Source organism: Martinezella calliandrae (genome assembly GCF_030272695.1).
Taxonomy (GTDB): domain Bacteria; phylum Pseudomonadota; class Alphaproteobacteria; order Rhizobiales; family Rhizobiaceae; genus Rhizobium; species Rhizobium calliandrae.
Map to the genome: position 1 here is coordinate 26846 of NZ_JARFYN010000029.1, position 15250 is coordinate 42095.

The window sequence follows — 15250 nt, forward strand, 5'->3', positions numbered from 1 at the left end:
GTCATCCCGTCAGTGCTGTGGTTCTTCGCGGGGAATTCTGAACCAGGCAACATAAAGTGCCGGCAGGAAGAGCAGCGTCAGGACCGTGCCAACCACAATTCCGCCCATCATCGCATAGGCCATTGGACCCCAGAATATCTCCCTGGAGATCGGGATGAGCGCCAGCGTCGCTGCGGCGGCCGTCAGCATGATGGGCCGCATGCGATGTTCCGTCGCTTCAACGACGGCTTGCCAAGCTCTCACACCCTCACTGCGAAGGTGCTCGATCTGGACAACGAGGATCACCGAGTTGCGGATCAGAATGCCGATCAGTGCCAGGACACCCAGGATCGCAACAAATCCCAACGGCGCATTGCTGAGTAGCAAAGCTGCGACGACACCGATCAGTGCCAGAGGTGCGACGGCGAAGACTAAAAAGAGCCGGCTGAAACTCTGCAACTGGATCATCAGGATCGTTGCCATGATGAACAGCATCAGTGGCGCTACCGCCACGATTGGTCCCTGCGCTTTTGCGCTTTCCTCGACCGAACCGCCCTCGACGATACGGTAGCCACTTGGAAGGCCCTTCCGAAACTTGTCGACCCTCGGCTGCAGTTCGTTGACGATCGTCGCCGGCTGTGTCGATCCGACAACCGCGGCCTTGATGGTAATGGTCGGTATGCGTGTCCGCCGCCAAATCGTCGGCTGTTCCAGCTCGTAGTGGAAGTTGGCAACTGCCGAGAGGGGCACGGACTTGCCGTTGGAGCCGGCGAGTTGAAGGTTCTGCAGCGTCTCGATCGAGCCGCGCTCGGTCGTCTGGGCCCTGCCGATCACATCGACCAGATAGATGTCGTCCCGAATGTTTGTCGCCGCCGTTCCCTCGACGATGCCGTTGAGAGCCGTTGCGATATCTTGTGACGAAACGCCCAATTGCCGCGCCTTGTCCTGAAGGACGTCGACTTTGACGACGCGCGAGGGTTCGTTCCAGTCGAAGGTCATGTTGGACAGCAAGGGATGTTGGCCGACGATACCAGCAAATTGCTGCGCGATGTCCCGGACCTTCTGGATGTCAGGCCCACTGATCCGATATTGTACCGGCTTGCCGACCGGAGGGCCGATGTCGAGCAGCTTCACGAACGCATCGGTTCCAGGGAAGGTGTTCGTCAGATAATCCTGGAGTTCAGCTTTGACCTTGTCGCGAACGTCAAGTCCCTTGGTGACGATCACCGTCTGGCCGAAGGAGACGTCTGGTGTCTGCACGTCAAAGGACAGTATGAAGCGAGGGGCCCCTTGGCCGACATAGCTCGTCCAATGATCGATGTCCTTGTTGTTGGCCAGTATCTCGCGTTCGAACCTGGCCATCTGCTTGTTCGTCTCCGAAATCGAACTGTTCTGCGGCAGGTTCCAGTCAACGATCAGTTCGGGTCTGTCGGAGGAAGGAAAAAACTGTTGCTGCACGAGGCTCATCCCGCCAATGGAGAGGGCAAACGCAGCCGCAGTCGCACCAATAGTTATCCAGCGCCAGCGAAGGGCGACGCCCAAAAGCCAAGCAAATGCGCGTGACACGCGACCTTTCTGATCATGGTGAGATTTCATTGTCTTCGGAAGGATCGTCACGCCCAAAAGCGGCGTGAACAGCACAGCAACGATCCATGAAACCAGGAGCGAAACCGCGATGACGACGAAAAGAGTGAACGTAAATTCGCCGGCGGCGCTGGTGTTAAGGCCGACGGGGATAAAACCCGCAACCGTAACAAGCGTGCCCGTCAACATTGGGAAGGCCGTCGAGGTATAGACGTATGTCGCTGCCTTTCTTAGATCATCACCCACCTCCAGTCGGGCAACCATCATCTCAACGGCGATCATCGCGTCGTCGACGAGAAGGCCGAGGGCGATGATCAGAGCCCCAAGCGAAATACGCTGCATGGAAATGCCGCAATAGGCCATGACGAGAAAAGTAATCGCCAGCACGAGCGGAATGGAGATGGCAACCACGAGCCCTGCCCGAACGCCGAGGCTGATGAAGCTGATCGCAAGGACAATGACGATCGCCTCGAACAATGCGCGCGTGAAGCCCGACACGGCCTCGTCGACGACGGCGGGCTGATCGGAAACGCGTTGGACGTCGACGCCGATCGGGAGGTCGGCGGTCACCTGTTCAATCTCCTTGTCGAGCGCCTTTCCGAATTCAAGCAGATTTGCCCCACTCTTCATTCCGATGGCAAGCCCGATCGCGGGCTGACCGTTATATCTGAACAGGGATGAGGGAGGATCGACGTAGCCGCGTTTGATCGTCGCGACGTCGGTCAACGGAAAGAAGCGGTCGTTGACCCGAAGATTGATCGATTTGAGGCTTTCCTCGGATGTGAATTGGCCGCTGACCCGCAAGGCGATGCGTTCGGGACCGGCATCGACGAAACCGGACTGTGTGACGGCATTCTGTGCCTGAAGCGTGTCGATGACGGATTGCTGGTTAAGCCCAAGAGCGGCGATCTTGCGCGTAGAAAATTCGAGATAGATGGCCTCGTCCTGCGCGCCGATGATATCCACTTTGCCGACGTTGGGAACCGTCAGCACCTTGGCGCGCGCATCTTCAACCAGATCACGAAGCTGGCGCTGTGTCAGCCCGTCGCTGGTAAAGGCATAGATATTGCCGAAGACGTCGCCGAAGCTGTCGTTGAAAAACGGCCCGACGACACCGCTCGGAAATTCTCCCTTGATGTCGCCAATCATGTTGCGGACCCGCGTCCAGATGGCATTGACATCCTTGGCCTTGGTCGTCGGCAGAAGCTCGACAAAAACGGTTGTCTGGCCGGCAACCGTCTCGCTCTTCGTATAGTCGAGCGAATCCAGTTCCTCGAGCTTCTTTTCGATGCGTTCGGTGACCTGCTTGGTCACTTCCTCCGCTGACGCGCCAGGCCACTGCGCCTGAATGATCATGGTCTTGATGGTGAAGTCGGGATCTTCTTCACGGCCGAGACCGATATAGGAAAACGCGCCGGCTAGAATGAAGACGATCATGAAGTACCAGACGAGCGAACGGTGTTCGAGCGCCCAATCGGACAGGTTGAATTTTTTCACGGGGATCTTTCCTTAATCTACCCTGACGGCCTGGCCGTCGGCAAGCTTGTGAACTCCGGCAGTGACGATGCGCTCGCCAGGGTTGACGCCTTCGGTGATCCTCACGGAACCGCCCTCGACGGGGTCACCATCGATCTTGATCGAACGAATGGAGACCTTGCGAGCCGCGGTATCGACCACCCAGACGTTCGGCTTCCCGTCTTTCATCAAGACGGATGAGGACGGCAGCAGGGTCATCGGATCTGCAACAACAGTCGCGGTTGCGGTGACGACTGAGCCCAGGCGAAACGCGGCCGGCGGATCGACAAGCGTAATTTTCGTGCGTCGTGTGCGGGTCGTAGCCTCGGCTTCTGGGGCGATCTCTCGGACGACACCGCTTGCGCGGATGGTCGGATCCAACTGCAGAGCGACCTCGAAGGGCGACCCCACCTTGAGACCGTCGAAGCTTGCCACTGGTATGTCGATAATGGCATCGCGCTGGTCAGGGCGGGCGACGGTGGCGATGCTTTGGCCTGCGGCCACGACCTGGCCCACCTCAGCCGAAGTCGCTGTCACGACGCCATCGAATTCCGCGCGAAGCTGCGCGTAGCCCAGCTGCTCCTCTGCCTTGTCCAGATTGGCCTGTGCCTTGGCGACCGAAGCGCTCGCACTCTTGCGTCCAAGCTCCGCCTCTTCGTAGGCCGCTTCACTTCCTGATCGGCTTTCAAGTAAGGACCGCTGGCGTTCTTCCGTGGACGTGGCATTCGCTAACTGCGCCTGGGCATTCGAGAGTTCGGATTGCGAACTCTTGACCGCGAGCTCCAGTGAAAGCGGATCGATCGCGGCAACGACGTCACCCTTTTTGACGATGTCGCCGACGCTAACCTTGCGTGCTATGACCCGCCCCAGAACTCGAAATGCGAGCTGGGTCTCGATCTTGGCCTCGACCGTCCCCGGCAGGGTCAAGGCAGAAGCGGCGGTGGACTTGGCGACAACCGAAAGCACGGGGCGCGCCGGCTCGTAATGAGCTTCATCCTGCTTTTGGCAAGACGTCATCAGCAATGACCCGAGGACCGCAACGCCGACAGTGATACGGATATTCATTTTGCAGCTCCCTTGTCGTATGAGACGACTTGGCCCGGTCGCAGGAATTTCGTGCCGTCGGCGACCACTATTTCGCCCGGAGACACGCCCGCCCGTACTGCAAAACGGCGTGTTTCATAGCCGGAGACATCGATCTGGCGAAGAGACACGCTCGACGAAGTGGGATCGATGATCCAAACGGCCGGCTTCCCGCTTTTCGAGGTCATTGCCGACCAGGGCAATTCGATTGCATCCCGCGCGACAGACCGAAAAAAGCCGACAACGGGAGCACCAAGCTGCACGTCCGGTGCCTCTTCGAGACCTACCTTGACCCTGATCGTCCCGGTCGATGAGTCGATCGTGGGCGAGATTTCGCGCACCGAAGCTTCTATCTTGTGAGCTGGCGCCGAAAGGAGGCTGACGGCGACCTTGTTTTCAAGCTTGCGACCGAGATAAAGCGACTCAAAGACGTTGAAGACGGCGTCCCGAGGACCGTCATGCGCAAGTGTAAAGACCAGCTGTGCAGCTTGGGCGACCTGACCAACTTCGGCGTTTCTGGCGGTGATGACGCCATCGGCGTCGGCGCGCAGTTCCGTATGGGAGAACGCGTCTTGGGCTGTGTCGAGTTGAGCTTGTGCCGATTTCACACTTCCCTGGGCAGTCAGCAGTGCTTCTTGGGCCTGATCGAGCGCAGCGCGGGTCGTAACCTGTGTCTTGAAGAGAGTCTGCTGCCGGTCGAAAGCCAGTTGGGCCTGCGTCTGCTGGGCGAGCGCCGATTGCAGGTTCGCGGTGGCAACGCCGAGATCGGCTTTCTGTTCCTCGGCATCCATACGGGCAAGCACCTGGCCCTCCTTCACCGATGAGCCGACATCGACGAGACGTTCGACAATGCGGCCGCTGACCCGGAAGGAAAGGTCGCTCTCGACGCGGGCGCTGATCTCGCCGGTGATGGCGTTGTTATCGACGACCGGCGTAACCTTGGCCACGACGGTCTCCACGTTCTTTGGCTTTGCCTCGCTCACGCTTTGCTTTTCGCATGAGGCAAGCGCGACGGCACTGACACCGAGCCAGGCCGCGACAAGGACAGTTTTCATGATTTGACCTCTCGCATCCGTTCGACAGACGAATATTATTGACTGACCAGACAGTCAATAGAATTTGTCTTGACGGTAGCCCAGCGTTAGCGCTCAAGGTGAAGACATGAATGATCAGAAGAAGCTCACGCGTGCAGAGCAAAAAGCTCGCCGGCCCGTTCAGATCTTGGATGCTGCGTTTGAGGAGTTCGTCGAGCGTGGCTATGTCGCCACGCGCGTTGAAGACATTGCGAGCAGGATCGGGGTTACGAAGGGAACCATTTATGTTTACTTCGAAACCAAGGAGCAGCTTTTCGAAGCAATGATCCGGCACATTTCGGCGCCCCTCGAAAATTTGCTGGCAAGCGCTACTGAACTGAAAGGGACCGCTACCGAGCGGCTCCAGAAAAATATCGAACTCATCTACGATCTCATAATCAAGGATCGCAAGTTACGAGAGCTGATGAGGTTCGTCATCGCCGAGGGTTCGCGGTTCCCACAGATCGTCGATAAGCACCACAACATATTTATCGATCCTATCGAGCGTCAAATGCAGTCCATTATCGATGAAGGGATAAAACTTGGGGAGTTTCGACCGGCGCCAGCGGCGTTCGCCGATGCGGTCGTTGCGCCTGCCGTCGCCTTCCTATTCTTCAAGCTCCTTTTTGATGAGCGGCGAACGCTGGACAAAGCAAGCTATCTAAAGGCACACATTGATCTCGTTTTGCACGGACTGATCGTGTGATCCACTCGGATCATAAGCAAGGAAAGGCCCAAATGCGTTATAATTGCGCCGTCGTCGCCATTGCCGGCCTCGTGGCGTGCGCCTCAGCGCCTCCAACTGCATACTGCCCAATAACCAGCGCCCCTGATCCTGTCCGTCGCCCCCAAGCCACTCTCTCTGCCAAGGACAAGCGCTTGTAAACACACCGAAATACGCGTGTTTGTGGACGGAAACTAGTCTAGCAGGGTCCGAAAGAGCGTCAAGTCCGCGACCGCTTCGGGCGCATGGTTGCCTTCAGGTGAGCAATGAGACCTTCCCGCTAGCGACGTCATATCGGGCCGGCACGACCTTCAGCTTGCCCTCCGCCACCGCTCCCGCGATTATCGGGGAGGCTTGGCTGAGCAGGCCCGCCTGGATCTTCGCATTGACGTCGATGGCAGCGTCGAGATCGGGCCCGGCGGCATCGACGGCCGGGCGGATGGGCGCATAAAGCGCGCTGATCTGGCCCGGCACCGACTTGCCGTCGATGGTCGCTTTGACCGCCCCGCAATTGCCGTGTCCCAGCACCATGAGGACCTTAGTTCCGAGGACGGCGACGCCATACTCTAGGCTCGCCATGATTTCGGGTGTCGTGATGTTGCCGGCGACGCGCGTGACGAAGACATGGCCTATGGTCTGGTCGAAGACCAGTTCCACCGGCACGCGCGAGTCCGCGCACGATAGCACGGCGGCGAAGGGCTCCTGCTTTTCGGCGGTCTTGGACTTGAGGATCGACAGATCCTCGTTGAGAGATTCCATCTCACCAGCGACGTAGCGCTTATTGCCGTCCATCAGCGCCTTGAGAGCTTCGTCCGGCGTCAACGTGCTCTGGGCTGACGCCGGCTTGACACCGGCGACCGGGCCGCCCGCCAGCACTGCGGCCGAGGCAACTACGGACCTGCACAGGAAGCCTCGTCGCGACAGGTCCGGCCGCTTGTTGCGCGCCGTATCGCCCGTCGAGCAGTCAATGCAGGTGCATGCGTTCTGGATTGCTGAACTTGTTTCCATCGTAACCCCCAAGTAGATGCGATTGCATAAGGAGCCGGCTAAGCAAGTACTACAAGAACCCGTGCCCGATTGTCTCCCCCTTGTGGCGAATTAGCAAGCTCTGCTGCGGCTCCTCTCGATGCGACCCCGAACCGTACCATGCTTGGCATTTAGTCCTTAAGGTCAGTTCGTCCACCAACACGAATCAGGTCAGCGAGAACCGACCGAATTTCCGGCCAGGGAAATTCCTCGTTCTCATTCGAGGGTTCGCCCTTCTTCAGAATCGCGAACAACTTTGCCGTAACGCCGGCAACCGAGAGCGCTCTGGTGCTCCAAAGGTCTGCTGCTAGTCGATCCTCGATGTCAGCTGCATATTCTTCCGTCCGTTTTGCTTCTTGATATTCGACCACCTGGTCAGTTGTCTGCCAAGCGGCAGATGACATCGCATTTGGACCAACCGTCGAGTATAACTTTGTTTCAAGTCGCTGCTGCCGCTCGCAGAGCAGCGAAAAATGCTCGTAAGCGGTCATCCACTCTTGCCAGTGTAAGACAGCAGGATCTTCCTCTTGGAATGCCGGTGTCGGTTGGTGCAGCTCCGAATCCACCTTCGGCGACAGGAAGGCTGCCACGAACAAGAAGGGATCGAGCTTGACCGCGGATTGCAGTTTTCCCGCTTTTTTTGAGTCGGCTATACCCTTCGTACGAAATTCTCCCGACATCATCTGATGCGTTTCCATGGTTCCGCCCTCGCCTAAAATGCTCGGTTTATTTCCGCTGAGATTTAACTATCTTGCTTTGCGCTAATCCATCGGACATATCCGACATGATTGCATAATTCGCATTCTGCGGGGATTATAGCCTGGCACATCCGAAAGCTACGGAGGCATAACAACCTCACGCAAGAGAACCTTGCGGTCGATGCGGAAGTCGATCGAACGGTGATTAGCGATCTTGAACGTGGAAAGCACAATACGTCGGTCGACCTGCTGGATCGTCTGGGTGCAGCACTAAAAAGATTGCAAGCCCGGCCACCCCATGCCGGTTACGATGGTGAACGGTACAAGCGATGAGGTGCAACGCTACGACGGCTATATCAGGTCCAACGGAAGGCTGCTTTCCGTTCCAGAGACGACGGAATATTGGCGCCGGATCGACGGATGCACCGGAGAAAATGCCACGCCGCTGCCGCGTCTTGATCCCCATGACCTGACCCGCGCCAGTCTGGTCCAATGGTCCGGATGCCGGCCCGATACTGGGGTTCAATTGTATCGCATCGAAAACGGCGGTCATTTCTGGCCCCATCTCGTCGGGTCCGGTAACAATAATCCGGTAGACGGACCGTTTCGGGGGATGCAGCAGCGATTTTGAGACAGCGGTTGAGGTGTGGAACTTTTTTAAACAGTACTACCGCGACCGATCGACACATTCAGATGAAAAGCGTTGATCATTCGGCTTATTTTCTCTGCAGGCTTCATGCGAAATATGCGCGCCGCAGCGCTCGAACAATTCCTTGTAAAATGGCTTCCGACAACCGTGGGCGTGCGGACGGTCATCGACCCAAGCGCCGGCGCCGAACAGCTATCAGCTGCTTTAAAAGGATCCCGCGCAGCCTATCGGAGGACCGGTTCGCCATGGAAACGGCGGCGCGACGGTTTCGAAACACCGAAGCCGATTTCCATCATCAATCGAGGCTTCTCGGTCGGCGCCGTACCCATGTGGAAACCGAAGGGATCCTCAACGAAGCCGGAGCCTGCCTTGCCGGTCAGCGTAACGGCACTATCCTTGCCGTAATATCGCAAGATTTCATCGGCTGGATGACCAACCAGCAGTGTCAACTGATGCTTCACTGCTCGCTTCCTATGGCTGCCCTTGATGAAAACATGCGGGCCTGTGCTGTCGTCCACATCGACCAGGTTGAAGAAGAACTTCAGCATGCGCCAGTCGTCGAGATCGAAATGGTACTTGAATGAGGCACGGCTGAGATCCGCTTCCGATGCCGATTTCGTCGGAAAGGTCCACCAGATGCGGGTCGTGATGATGCGTGCCTGCCCGCCGAGATAATGCCTGGCAACATCGGTCAACAGTGGATCGTGTTGGGCCGCCAGCACGGCATTGCAATCGAGAGAACGTTCGAAGAAATGCCCGCTGAGGATTGAGCGTCCGTATTGCTGCTCGGCGCGGGCATGATCGGGGGCCAGGAATTCAAGCTTCCGGTCGAAATTGCCGAAACAGGGTGTCGTTCGGGCAAAAGCCGCAATTTCCTGGTGGATCGCGTCAGGCAATCTAAGATCGGCAAACAGGCCCTCCGCCTTCAGCGCTCTGACGACCGCCTCCTGCTCAATTCCGGCAAATAGAGATTGGCCAGCGTTGCCGTCGGAAACCGGCCGATTTTTCGTGACCAGCCAGTGCATGCGACGGAACGGCATGGTGCGGGCCAGTACGAACATCGGCAGCCATGTCGGATTTTCTCTGATATCCGCAAGATAAGTGGGAATCCGCACCGCCATCCTCTTTAGGGGGCTGCCCCTGCGAGCGATGCTTTCCAGGTCATTTGCCGGAGAAGTGCTATGCATTATTCTTTCCCCCTTGGGAAGTGTGATGCCCCGAAAAAATCTGACCGTTCGCCAGATTTATACTGTAAGTTGAAACACTTACCACGCGGCGCGCGATCTGCTGCACCGCAACAGATAGGGGCGATCTACCGCACGTCAAGACTTCGAAGGGGTCTCAGACCTTGGTCCGACATGCAATGGCCATTGGTCGAAACATTGTGGCGATGTCCCTCTCGGCGCGCGACCTGTTTGAAAGTGGCACGATAATCGCGGTCATCCGGATCGGCGGCATACCCGGTTAAGAGGTCGCAATTTGTGCTCGCCGTCGTTTGGATGAGAGGCAAATTTCCTCTTTAGCGTTCTCGATGAACTTAGCGTGTTGCCGCAATCCAGGCCAGGGTCCTTTGTTCGGGATCGGAATTGCGCGTGATATCGGTTATGACTGCCGCACTATCGGCGCCATTTTCGAACACCCCGGCAATGCGCTCAACGGTCAGTCCGCCAATGGCGACAAGCGGTGTGTTGCCTATACGCGCCTTCCATTCGCCGATACGATCCAGCCCCTGTGGCGGCCAGGGCATCGCCTTGAGAGCGGTGGGATAGATCGGACCGAGTGCGACATAGTCCGGGCGCGCCGCAAGCGCCGTTGCCAATTCCGCCTCGTCGTGCGTCGACACTCCCAGTTTCAATCCGGCCTCACGGATGGCGGCAAGATCGGCCACCGCCAAATCCTCCTGGCAGAAATGGATGAAATCACAGCCCTCTTCGATGGAAAGCTGCCAATAGGCGTTGACGATCAGCTGGCATCCATGCGCCACGCAGACTGCTTTTGCCCGCCGGTTCACTCGGACATCGCACACCGGCTGTCGGCGGTCCTGACGCAGGAGACGACTGCGGGACGCGTTCGGCAATCGGGTAAGTTCGACGGCCGGAAGGTCTGTGGGAGATAGCCGCCTAACCTTCCCAGATCAGGTCCGGCGGCAGCTTGCGGGCCCTGTTGCAAACATTCTGGCGATGCCCGAGAGCGCGCGGAAGATTTTCGGCGAGATTTTTGATGAGCGATTTCAAGTGGCGTCATTTTCAGGGCGAAGTGATTTTGTGGGTGGTGCGTTGGTAGTGCCGCTATGTTGTTAGCTATCGCGATCTTGAAGCAAATGATGGGAGAGCGGGGCGTGCTCGTGGATCATTCCACGATTTATCGCTGGGTTCAGAAGTACGCGCCGGAGATCGAAAAGCGGTTGCGTTGGCACTGGCGCCGGCCGCAATCGAGGAGTGGGCGTCGACGAAACCTACGTGAAGGTGCGCGGACAATGGACCTACCTTTACGGGGCCGTCGATAAATTCGTCAACACGATCGATTTCTATCCTTCTCCGACACGGAATGCCAAAGCGGCCAAACGCTTCCTCGGCAAGGCTTTGAACGGTCTGAAGGATTGGGAAAAGCCAACGGTCATCAATACCGACAAGGCGCCGACTTACGGGATCGCGTCGCGTTCGGCGATGCAGCGTCCACTTCGGCACCGACCTCTTACAATGCGAAATTGCATTTAAAGCTCTTGAAGGAATCAGAGCCGGCGTCGCCTGGGTCACCTTGGCGCACGACAATCTACTCCGAACCACCGAGATCGATACCCTCTCTGAAAACGAGAGGTAACTTCCCAGTCTTGCGGTCTGATGACGCCGCTTGAGAGCACTTAGATTGACGACGTCAATGCGATGCCCGCCGGTCAAATCCGGGTTCAGCGGCCGATCGCATTGATGCAGGCCGATATCAACATGATCGCGACTTGGCTCCATATACGCGAAGCGCGTCGATCTCGGCTGGAACACGGCAACTTTGTCAAAACAGGACTGAATCAATGACCAGCAAGACCCTTTACACTGCTTACGTTCATACGATCGGCGGTCGCGACGGCGCCGCCCGAAGCTCGGATGGTCAACTCGAGGTCCAACTCGCGACCCCAGGCACCAAGCGCCCCGGCACCAATCCCGAGCAACTTTTCGCAGCCGGTTGGTCGGCCTGCTTCGAGGGAGCATTGGCGCGGGCTGCAAGCCAGGCCGGCATTGAACTGCCGAATGGCACCGCAGTCGACGCCGAAGTCGATCTGAACCTGGATGACGCAGAAGGCTTCCATCTTGTCGCAAGGCTCAACGTAAGCCTGCCCGGGCTTCATCCGGACGTGGCGCAATCACTCGTCAGCTCGGCTGATGCGATCTGCCCTTACTCGAAAATGACGCGCGGTGGCATTGCTGCCCATGTCGCGGTCGCCTGATAGGAGAAAGAAGATGTCAATCATCAGCACAGAGGTCGGCCGACGCAAGTTCATTGCCACGTCGCTGATCGGGGCTGCCTCTATTGCCCTCCCTCATATTGCCGCAGCGACAGGCGCCACCATACCGGACAGGTCGACGGTGCGTCCTTTTAAGATCGCCATACCCGAGGCCGCGCTTTTGGATATGACCCAGCGCGTCAAGGCAATGCGCTGGCCCGACCATGAGACGGTCGGCGATACCTCGCAAGGTCTAAAGCTGGCGACCATGAAGGCCGTCGCCGATTATTGGGCGAATGAATATAACTGGCACAAGGCCGAAGACTATCTGAACAATCTGCCTAATTTCATCACCGAGATCGATGGTGTCGACATCCACTTCATCCATGTGAGATCGAAGCATCCGAACGCGCTGCCGATGATCATCACGCATGGTTGGCCAGGCTCGATTTTCGAACAACTCAAGGTCATCGGCCCGCTAACCGATCCCACCCACTACGGCGGCACCGAAGCCGACGCCTTCGATGTGGTGATCCCCTCGCTGCCGGGACACGGCTTTTCCGGAAAACCGACGGAGCTTGGCTGGGATCCGATCCGCATCGCCAGGGCTTGGTCGGTCTTGATGGAGCGTTTGGGCTACACGCGTTACGTTGCACAAGGTGGCGACTGGGGCAACGCCGTTACCGAGCAGCTGGCCTTGCAGCGGCCAGCCGGTCTGATCGGTATCCATACCAACATGCCGGCAACGGTGCCGGACGACATCGCCAAGGCTCTCGCTGCAGGTGCAGCCCCGCCGGCTGGCCTTTCGCCGGATGAGCTGCAGGCCTACAACCAACTCGATTACTTCTATAAGAACGGGCTGGGTTATGCGATCGAGATGGCGAAGCGTCCGCAGACGCTTTATGCACTCGCGGACTCGCCGATCGGACTGGCCTCGTGGATGTTCGACCATGATGCGCGCAGTATGGAATTGATCACTCGCGTCTTCGATGGCGGCGAGGAAGGCCTGTCGAAGGAGGACCTGATCGACAATGTGTCGCTCTATTGGTTGACCGGAACTGCCATCTCATCGGCACGCCTCTACTGGGAAAGCAAGCTTGCCTTCTTCGCGCCAAAAGGCGTCACGCTGCCGGTCGCGGTTAGCGTCTTCCCCGATGAGCTCTATCCGGCGCCCAGGAGTTGGGCCGAACGTGCCTATCCGAAACTGATCCACTACAATCGCCTCGATAAGGGTGGACATTTCGCCGCCTGGGAACAGCCGGCCGCATTCACAAGCGAAATGCGCACCGCCTTCAGATCGCTGCGCTGATACCTGCGAAAAATCCGGACTATCGTGTCATGTCAAGCCTGCGGTCGTTGCGATCGCAGGCTTTTCTGCTTGAGATCGCGTGTGGCGACGATGGGCCTCTGCACGCTCGCCAAGCAGCAACGCATATGGCTGACAGGAATTCAGTCTCTCGCCACCTGCTTGATATCCTCGAGCTGCCGCAACCCCTCGCGCATGCGAGGTACCATCCAGTCTAGAAAGGCTCGCACCTTCAGTGGGAGCAGACCCTGGCGCGCATAGACCAGATGCACTGGAAACGTTTTGTTGTCGTGGTCGTCGAGGATGCGAACCAGCGCGCCGGTCCGCAATTCGTTCAATGCTTGATAGCTCGGCGCCCGCGCAACTCCAATACCACGCACAGCGGCCTCGATGGCATCCGTACTGGTATTGGCCCGGATTCGGATGTTCGGCACTGCCTGGACCTTCTGGCCGTCAAGATCATAGATCCACGATGCTGCCTCGATCGCACCAAAGATGGCAGCATCGTGATTGACGAGGTCCTCCGGCCTCAAAGGGAGACCCCTGCGCGCCAGATAGGCCGGGCTTGCATAGGTCACGAGACGAAAGTCGCCCACTTTGACCGCATAGAGCGAACTATCGACGAGACGGCCGAGACGGATACCGACATCGACGTGTTCATCCACGAGATGAACCACACGATCGACGGACAGGACGTTGAGGGTGATTTCAGGGTGCTCGCAAAGAAAATCGAGCGCAAGCGGCATTACATGTTGCTGGCCGAAGACCAACGGCATCGTGATCGCAAGCTCGCCTTTCGGGCCTTCATATTCGCCCGAGGCCCGAAGTTCGGCCTCTTTGATCTGGGCCACGATCTGCCGGGCTGCCTCCACATAGTCACGGCCCGCATCGGTCAATTGGATATTCCGGCTGGTGCGGATCAGCAGGTTGGTACCAAGGAAGCGCTCAAGCTCCGCTACTTTACGGCTTACACTTGGTAGCGGTGCGTTGAGCTTTCGGCTTCCCGCAGAAAGGCTGCCGGCGTCAACGACTGCCAGCAGCACTTGCATCGCATCAAGACGGTCCATGCTACCCCCCATGAAGCCCACTCGCTCACAATAGCGCCTTCGAGGGAGGTGGAACAGAAGGCCCCATATTCAGGGCCTCGATCATTGCAAGTACGCTTTGCAAATTTCACGCGCGTTGATACGCGAAGGCCATTTCCACGCTATTCGCCACGCCATCAATTATAGGGTTGAGACACGATAGCGGGCCGCTGGCTTGGCGGTGGACAGCTTGCCTGCCATGGCTTGGCGAGCTGCTTCGTAAGCATCGAACAACTCGCCCTCCTGAAGGGAGGGAATGGTAGCAAACTCGCCACGATCAAGCCCGACGAGCGCCGCATCGACCAGATCTTCACCGCTCATGACGATCGCGCTTGGAAGCAACTCGATCGGACGGCCAGCGATCGCCCAGAAGTCGGTGGCCGTCGCGCCTGGCATGACGACCTGAACATCAACACCTGTACCTTTCAGTTCGTGCCGCAGATTTTGGCTAAAGGCGACGACAAACGCTTTTGTGCCGCCGTAGACGCCGTTGAGCAGTTCCGGATTGACTGCGACGATCGACGCGATGTTGATGATCGTGCCTGATCCCCGCGCGAGGAATTCCGGCACGATCGCGTAAGTTAATCGCGTCAACGCCGTCACATTAAGCGAAATCATAGCGGTCATTTGTTCGATATCCGATTCGACAAGCCTCAAGGCACCGCCAAGACCGGCATTGTTGACCAGCAAGGTGATGTCCGGTGTCGTCCTCAAGAAATCCTCGACGTTCGCGAGGTCTGCTGTATTGGCAAGATCGGCGGGAAGGATATCCACCTGCCGGCCCTCCCTGGCGCGAATTCGATCAGCGACCTGGCCGAGCTTCTCCGCACTCCGTGCGACCAGAACGAGATCATAGCCGCGCGTCGCAAGGCGCTCTGCATAAATAGCTCCAATGCCGGTCGACGCGCCCGTCACGACCGCAGTTCCCTTGGTATTCGTCATACCAACTCCTAATCTTTCTGAAGGACGTTCGTTGACGTCCGGCCACAGGTGAAATTTAGGATAGGCAGAGCGCAGGCGGGAGTTATCGAAAACGATAGTCAGCCTCTCGAAACATGCACCTGCACAATCCGTATCCGTGGCAGCTTGATC

The 15250-nt window shown here is 57.9% G+C and carries 14 protein-coding genes and 1 pseudogene; 6 read left to right on the forward strand and 9 right to left on the reverse strand.

Annotation, left to right across the window (positions count from 1 at the left end):
• Positions 1-9: 9 nt before the first annotated feature.
• The 3 genes from PY650_RS20980 to PY650_RS20990 are packed head-to-tail and all read right to left on the reverse strand — an operon-like array spanning position 10 to position 5216.
• Positions 10-3060: an efflux RND transporter permease subunit gene (locus tag PY650_RS20980; protein WP_285881475.1), complete on the reverse strand. Its 3051-nt coding sequence runs from the start codon at positions 3058-3060 to the stop codon at positions 10-12.
• 12 nt (positions 3061-3072) lie between these two features.
• Positions 3073-4143, reverse strand: coding sequence for an efflux RND transporter periplasmic adaptor subunit (locus tag PY650_RS20985; protein ID WP_285881476.1), 1071 nt, complete (start codon positions 4141-4143; stop codon positions 3073-3075).
• Positions 4140-5216 carry an efflux RND transporter periplasmic adaptor subunit gene (locus PY650_RS20990; protein ID WP_285881477.1) on the reverse strand — a complete coding sequence of 359 codons (1077 nt, stop codon included), beginning with the start codon at positions 5214-5216 and terminating at the stop codon, positions 4140-4142. The genes PY650_RS20985 and PY650_RS20990 overlap by 4 nt, the downstream gene beginning before the upstream one ends.
• 106 nt (positions 5217-5322) lie before the next feature.
• Between PY650_RS20990 and PY650_RS20995 the strand changes: the two genes are divergently transcribed.
• Complete coding sequence (locus PY650_RS20995) at positions 5323-5940, forward strand: TetR/AcrR family transcriptional regulator (RefSeq protein ID WP_285881478.1); 618 nt, start codon at positions 5323-5325, stop codon at positions 5938-5940.
• Between the two features lie 273 nt (positions 5941-6213).
• Here the strand turns inward: PY650_RS20995 and PY650_RS21000 are convergent, their stop codons facing one another.
• Together PY650_RS21000 and PY650_RS21005 are read right to left on the reverse strand one after the other, a co-directional pair.
• Positions 6214-6966, reverse strand: a complete 753-nt coding sequence (locus PY650_RS21000; protein ID WP_285881480.1) for a carbonic anhydrase — start codon at positions 6964-6966, stop codon at positions 6214-6216.
• 149 nt (positions 6967-7115) lie between these two features.
• Positions 7116-7682 (reverse strand): hypothetical protein, encoded by a 567-nt coding sequence (locus PY650_RS21005; protein ID WP_285881482.1) that lies wholly within the window; start codon positions 7680-7682, stop codon positions 7116-7118.
• A gap of 90 nt (positions 7683-7772) precedes the next feature.
• Between PY650_RS21005 and PY650_RS21010 the strand changes: the two genes are divergently transcribed.
• Together PY650_RS21010 and PY650_RS21015 are read left to right on the forward strand one after the other, a co-directional pair.
• On the forward strand, positions 7773-8015 hold the full coding sequence (locus PY650_RS21010) for a helix-turn-helix transcriptional regulator (RefSeq protein WP_432761557.1): 243 nt from the start codon (positions 7773-7775) through the stop codon (positions 8013-8015).
• Positions 7981-8313, forward strand: coding sequence for an alpha/beta hydrolase family protein (locus tag PY650_RS21015; RefSeq protein ID WP_285881540.1), 333 nt, complete (start codon positions 7981-7983; stop codon positions 8311-8313). The genes PY650_RS21010 and PY650_RS21015 overlap by 35 nt, the downstream gene beginning before the upstream one ends.
• A gap of 242 nt (positions 8314-8555) precedes the next feature.
• Here PY650_RS21015 and PY650_RS21020 read toward each other — a convergent pair whose 3' ends face one another.
• Entirely contained in the window at positions 8556-9518 is a 963-nt protein-coding gene (locus tag PY650_RS21020) for a phytanoyl-CoA dioxygenase family protein (RefSeq protein WP_285881484.1), read from the reverse strand.
• Between the two features lie 350 nt (positions 9519-9868).
• Entirely contained in the window at positions 9869-10408 is a 540-nt protein-coding gene (locus tag PY650_RS21025; RefSeq protein WP_285881485.1) for a thiamine phosphate synthase, read from the reverse strand.
• A gap of 143 nt (positions 10409-10551) precedes the next feature.
• Between PY650_RS21025 and PY650_RS21030 the strand changes: the two are divergent.
• From PY650_RS21030 to PY650_RS21040, 3 genes and pseudogenes are all read left to right on the forward strand, one after another.
• Positions 10552-10985, forward strand: a pseudogene (locus PY650_RS21030) (IS6 family transposase); the annotation flags it as partial.
• Between the two features lie 371 nt (positions 10986-11356).
• A complete protein-coding gene (locus PY650_RS21035) occupies positions 11357-11770 on the forward strand; it encodes an Ohr family peroxiredoxin (RefSeq protein ID WP_285881486.1) in 414 nt (137 codons plus the stop codon).
• A gap of 13 nt (positions 11771-11783) precedes the next feature.
• Entirely contained in the window at positions 11784-13076 is a 1293-nt protein-coding gene (locus PY650_RS21040; RefSeq protein ID WP_285881487.1) for an epoxide hydrolase family protein, read from the forward strand.
• A 140-nt stretch (positions 13077-13216) separates the two neighbouring features.
• On the opposite strand, the gene PY650_RS21045 is transcribed toward PY650_RS21040, so the two are convergent.
• Both PY650_RS21045 and PY650_RS21050 read right to left on the reverse strand, forming a co-directional pair.
• Positions 13217-14140 (reverse strand): LysR family transcriptional regulator, encoded by a 924-nt coding sequence (locus PY650_RS21045; protein WP_285881488.1) that lies wholly within the window; start codon positions 14138-14140, stop codon positions 13217-13219.
• 159 nt (positions 14141-14299) lie between these two features.
• On the reverse strand, positions 14300-15100 hold the full coding sequence (locus PY650_RS21050) for an SDR family NAD(P)-dependent oxidoreductase (protein WP_285881489.1): 801 nt from the start codon (positions 15098-15100) through the stop codon (positions 14300-14302).
• Between the last annotated feature and the right edge of the window lie 150 nt (positions 15101-15250).

Excerpts from the sequence above, each read along its gene's own strand:
- PY650_RS21040 (WP_285881487.1), top strand. The coding sequence starts at position 11,784 with ATGTCAATCATCAGCACAGAGGTCGGCCGACGCAAGTTCATTGCCACG.
- PY650_RS21020 (WP_285881484.1), bottom strand. The coding sequence starts at position 9,518 with ATGCATAGCACTTCTCCGGCAAATGACCTGGAAAGCATCGCTCGCAGG.
- PY650_RS20995 (WP_285881478.1), top strand. The coding sequence starts at position 5,323 with ATGAATGATCAGAAGAAGCTCACGCGTGCAGAGCAAAAAGCTCGCCGG.
- PY650_RS21000 (WP_285881480.1), bottom strand. The coding sequence starts at position 6,966 with ATGGAAACAAGTTCAGCAATCCAGAACGCATGCACCTGCATTGACTGC.
- PY650_RS21050 (WP_285881489.1), bottom strand. The coding sequence starts at position 15,100 with ATGACGAATACCAAGGGAACTGCGGTCGTGACGGGCGCGTCGACCGGC.
- PY650_RS20990 (WP_285881477.1), bottom strand. The coding sequence starts at position 5,216 with ATGAAAACTGTCCTTGTCGCGGCCTGGCTCGGTGTCAGTGCCGTCGCG.
- PY650_RS20985 (WP_285881476.1), bottom strand. The coding sequence starts at position 4,143 with ATGAATATCCGTATCACTGTCGGCGTTGCGGTCCTCGGGTCATTGCTG.
- PY650_RS21005 (WP_285881482.1), bottom strand. The coding sequence starts at position 7,682 with ATGGAAACGCATCAGATGATGTCGGGAGAATTTCGTACGAAGGGTATA.
- PY650_RS21035 (WP_285881486.1), top strand. The coding sequence starts at position 11,357 with ATGACCAGCAAGACCCTTTACACTGCTTACGTTCATACGATCGGCGGT.
- PY650_RS21015 (WP_285881540.1), top strand. The coding sequence starts at position 7,981 with ATGCCGGTTACGATGGTGAACGGTACAAGCGATGAGGTGCAACGCTAC.
- PY650_RS21045 (WP_285881488.1), bottom strand. The coding sequence starts at position 14,140 with ATGGACCGTCTTGATGCGATGCAAGTGCTGCTGGCAGTCGTTGACGCC.